Origin of the sequence: Burkholderia sp. Se-20378 (assembly GCF_017104665.1) — a bacterium.
GTDB lineage: Bacteria > Pseudomonadota > Gammaproteobacteria > Burkholderiales > Burkholderiaceae > Burkholderia > Burkholderia lata.
Genome location: NZ_JAAGPG010000615.1, coordinates 1 through 4,490 on the forward strand (window position 1 = coordinate 1; position 4,490 = coordinate 4,490).

Here is a 4,490-nt window from a genome sequence, read left to right on the forward strand (position 1 = left end):
CGTGTGCTCTTCCGATCTCTCCGTACCGAATCACCCGACGCCGCCACGCCCGCGCGCTGCGCGGCAGTCTCAACCACTTCTGAATTTCACACCGAAATGGCCCAATACGTTTTCACGATGAACCGGGTCGGCAAGATCGTGCCGCCCAAGCGCCAGATCCTGAAGGACATCTCGCTGTCGTTCTTTCCCGGCGCGAAGATCGGCGTGCTCGGCCTGAACGGCTCGGGCAAATCGACGCTGATCCGCATCATGGCGGGCGTCGACAAGGACATCGAAGGCGAAGCGACGCCGATGCCGAACCTGAACATCGGCTACCTGCCGCAGGAACCGCAGCTCGACCCGACGAAGACGGTGCGCGAAGCCGTCGAGGAAGGCCTCGGCGACCTGTTCCAGGCCAACAAGAAGCTCGAGGAAATCTACGCGGCGTACGCGGAGCCGGACGCCGACTTCGACGCGCTCGCAGCCGAGCAGGCGAAGTACGAGGCGATCCTCGCGTCGAGCGACGGCGGCAGCCCCGAGCAGCAGCTCGAAGTGGCCGCCGACGCACTGCGCCTGCCGGCGTGGGATGCAAAGATCGAACACCTGTCGGGCGGTGAAAAGCGCCGCGTCGCGCTGTGCAAGCTGCTGCTCGAAAAGCCCGACATGCTGCTGCTCGACGAACCGACCAACCACCTCGACGCGGAATCGGTCGACTGGCTCGAGCAGTTCCTGGTGCGCTTCCCGGGCACCGTCGTCGCGGTCACCCACGATCGCTACTTCCTCGACAACGCGGCCGAGTGGATTCTCGAACTCGACCGCGGCCACGGCATTCCGTGGAAGGGCAACTACAGCAGCTGGCTCGACCAGAAGGAAGAGCGCCTGAAGCAGGAAGAAGCGTCGGAATCGGCGCGCCAGAAGGCGATCAAGAAGGAACTGGAGTGGGTGCGCCAGAACCCGAAGGGCCGCCAGGCGAAGTCGAAGGCCCGTATCGCGCGCTTCGAGGAACTGAACAGCCAGGAATACCAGAAGCGCAACGAGACGCAGGAAATCTTCATCCCGGTCGGCGACCGCCTCGGCAATGAAGTGATCGAGTTCAAGAACGTCAGCAAGGCGTTCGGCGACCGCCTGCTGATCGACAACCTGAACCTGAAGATCCCGGCTGGCGCGATCGTCGGCATCATCGGCCCGAACGGCGCCGGCAAGTCGACGCTGTTTCGGATGCTCACGGGCAAGGAACAGCCGGATTCGGGCGAAGTCGTGATGGGGCCGACCGTGAAGCTCGCGTACGTCGACCAGAGCCGCGACGCGCTCGACGGTACGAAGACGGTGTTCGAGGAAATCTCGGGCGGCGCCGACGTGCTGACGGTGGGCAAGTACGAAACGCCGTCGCGCGCGTACATCGGCCGCTTCAACTTCAAGGGCGGCGACCAGCAGAAGATCGTCGGCAACCTGTCCGGCGGTGAACGCGGCCGCCTGCACCTCGCGAAGACGCTGATCTCGGGCGGCAACGTGCTGCTGCTTGACGAACCGTCGAACGACCTCGACGTCGAAACGCTGCGCGCGCTGGAAGACGCGCTGCTCGAATTCGCGGGCTCGGTGATGGTGATCTCGCACGATCGCTGGTTCCTCGACCGGATCGCGACGCACATCCTCGCGTTCGAAGGCGATTCGCAGGTCACGTTCTTCGACGGCAACTACCAGGAGTACGAAGCCGACAAGCGTGCACGCCTCGGCGAGGAAGCCGCGAAGCCGAAGCGCCTGCGCTACAAGCCGATCAGCCGCTGACCGGCACGACCCCGGTGCCCGGCACTGCGGCAACGCAGGGCCAGGCAACGAGGGTGGCCGCTTCAGAAGCGGCACAACAAAAAAGCGGGCCACTGGCCCGCTTTTTTTATCCGATGACTGGCTGCTCGCCTGCCGCTTACGCGAGCGCGCCCAGTTCGCGCAGCCGTGCCTCGGTCGTCGCAGCACTCGTGTGATGAATGCCGTGCCAGCCGAGCGCCGTCGCAGCCGCGGCATTTTTCGCGTTGTCGTCGATGAACACGAGTTCGTGCGGCGCGATACCCGGCAAGTGCGGCTCGATCCGCGCATGCATCTCGCGGTAGATCGCCGGATCGGGCTTCACGAGCTTCACGCGGCCCGACACGACGATCTCCTTGAAACGCCGCAGCACCGGGAAGTTGTCCCACGCATACGGGAATGTCTGCGCGGACCAGTTCGTCAGCCCGAACAGCGGCATCCCCTGTGCGTCGAGCCGGTCAACGAGCGCGGCGCCTTCGTCGAGCACGCCGCCGATCATCTCGTGCCACCGCACGTAGAACGCACGGATCAGTGCCTCGTGCTCCGGGAACTTCGCGACGAGCTCGGCCGTGCCTTCCTCGATCGTCTGCCCGCCGTCCTGGCGAATCACCCAGTCCATCGCGCACACGTGCGTGAGAAACCAGCGACGCTCCGTGTCATCGGGAATCAGCTCCCGGTAAAGGTACTCGGGACTCCAGTCGATCAGCACGCCGCCAAAATCGAACACCACGGCCTTGATCGTCATGCGAACTCCGTCGAAAGAACGTCCGCGAGCGGACGCGGCGTCACCGGGTTGCCAGACAGCGTATTGTTTTGCCATACGAAGTGATGGTGCGCGACGATCTGCGCGGCCGACAGGTGCGTACGCTCGTTCGTCGTGTGCAGATCGGACACGACCGTCGTCCGATAGCCGAGCAGCGCCGCGCGGCGCGCGGCCGAATCGACGCAGAACTCGGTCGCATAGCCGCAGATCAGCACCGAACGGATGCCGTGGCGGTCGAGCTGCGCCGCGAGCGGCGTGTCGTGAAACGAGTCGCTCATCTGCTTGCGCACGCGCCAGTCGTCGTTCCCGACGACCAGCCCCGCATGCAGCTCCCAGCCCGGCGTGCCGGGCACGATGTCGTCGTCCGCATCGCCGTCGTGCTGCACGAAGCACACGGGCGCGTTCGCCGCGCGCGCCGCCGCCGTCAGCCGGTTGATGCCCGATACCACGTCATCGAGCCGGTAAGCGGGCTGCGCCCGCTCCACCAGCCCGCGCTGCATGTCGACCACGATCACTGCAGTGTCGGCCATTGTTTGCCCTCGGTTGTGTCGTTCGGCCGTTGTCCGGCCGTTATCGCTTGTTGCGTCAGATCGGCTGGGTGCGCGCGTCGAGCCACGCCTTGGCATCGCCGCTCAGGTGCCGGCCGACACGCTCGCGCACCGTCGCGTGATACGCGTTCAGCCACGCGCGTTCTTCGTCGTGCAGCATTTCGATCAGCACGCAGCGCGTGTCGATCGGGCACAGCGTCAGCGTCTCGAATGCGAGGAAATCGCCGAATTCCGTCTTCCCGGCCGCGCGATTCACGACCAGGTTCTCGATCCGGATGCCCCATTGGCCGGGACGGTACACGCCCGGCTCGATCGACGTGATCATGCCCTCTTCCATCGCCGTGTACGGTTCGGCCGGCGCGTAGTGCGAGATCACCTGCGGGCCTTCGTGCACGTTCAGGAAGTAGCCGACGCCGTGCCCCGTACCATGGCCGTAGTCGAGCCCGGCCGCCCACATCGGTGCGCGCGCGATCGCGTCGAGCATCGGCGAGCGGATGCCGCGCGGGAAGCGGGCGCGCGACAGCGCCATCATCGACTTCAGCACGATCGTGAAATCGCGCCGCTGCAGGTCGCTGACGGTACCGACCGGCACGACGCGCGTAATGTCGGTCGTGCCCGTCACGTACTGGCCGCCCGAATCGATCAACAGCAGGCCGTCGCCGGCGATCGTCGCGTGCGACTCCGGCGTCGCGTGGTAATGCGGCATCGCGCCGTTCGCGTTGAAACCCGCGATCGTCGCGAAGCTCGCCGACACGTAGCCGGGGCGCCGCGCACGTGCGGCCGTGAGTTTTTCCTCGATCGTCAGTTCGGTGATCGTCTCGCGGTTCACGGCCTGCTCGAACCACGTGAAGAATTCCGCGAGTGCTGCGCCGTCGTGTTCCATCGTCACACGCACGTGCTCGATCTCGGCGGACGTCTTGCGCGACTTCGCGAACGTCGACGGATTCACGGCCTCGACGAGCTTCACGCCGGCCGGCACGGCCTCGAGCGTGCCGAACGTCACGCGGCGCGGATCGATCAGCAGCGTCGCGCCGTCGGGCAGCGCCGCAAGCGCGGCGCGCGCGGCGTCGTAGGCGCGAACGTCGACACCATCCTTCGCGAGCGACGCGGCCAGCGCCGGCGACACCTTGCCGTCGGCGACGAACAGCGTCGCGCGATCGGCGCCGATCATTGCGTGCGCAACGAATACGGGATTGAAGTTGACGTCGGCGCCGCGCAGGTTGAACAGCCAAGCGAGGTCGTCGAGCGTCGAGACGAAATGCCATTGCGCACCCTGTGCGCTCATCGCGCGGCGCACTTCGGCCAGCTTGCTCGCGCGCGTCGTGTCGGCCTGCGGCGCCGCGTGCTCGAACACCGCGTCGCCGGGCAGCCCCGGCCGCTCGGGCCAGATCGCGTCGAGC

At 66.2% G+C, this 4,490-nt stretch carries 4 protein-coding genes; 1 reads left to right on the top strand and 3 read right to left on the bottom strand.

Translation table 11 applies throughout. From position 1 onward, the window contains the following. Positions 1-96 precede the first annotated feature (96 nt). Entirely contained in the window at positions 97-1,764 is a 1,668-nt protein-coding gene (ettA, locus tag G3N93_RS34865; RefSeq protein ID WP_039318818.1) for an energy-dependent translational throttle protein EttA, read from the top strand. A 136-nt stretch (positions 1,765-1,900) separates the two neighbouring features. On the opposite strand, the gene G3N93_RS34870 is transcribed toward ettA, so the two are convergent. From G3N93_RS34870 to G3N93_RS34880, 3 genes are all read right to left on the bottom strand, one after another. Next, positions 1,901-2,524, bottom strand: coding sequence for an HAD family hydrolase (locus tag G3N93_RS34870; protein ID WP_174942297.1), 624 nt, complete (start codon positions 2,522-2,524; stop codon positions 1,901-1,903). Further along, entirely contained in the window at positions 2,521-3,072 is a 552-nt protein-coding gene (locus tag G3N93_RS34875; protein WP_206123820.1) for a cysteine hydrolase family protein, read from the bottom strand. Before G3N93_RS34875 ends, G3N93_RS34870 begins: the two co-directional genes overlap by 4 nt. A gap of 55 nt (positions 3,073-3,127) precedes the next feature. After that, positions 3,128-4,490, bottom strand: a 1,363-nt coding sequence (locus tag G3N93_RS34880) for an aminopeptidase family protein P (RefSeq protein WP_206135003.1), incomplete at its 5' end; no start/stop codon positions are given.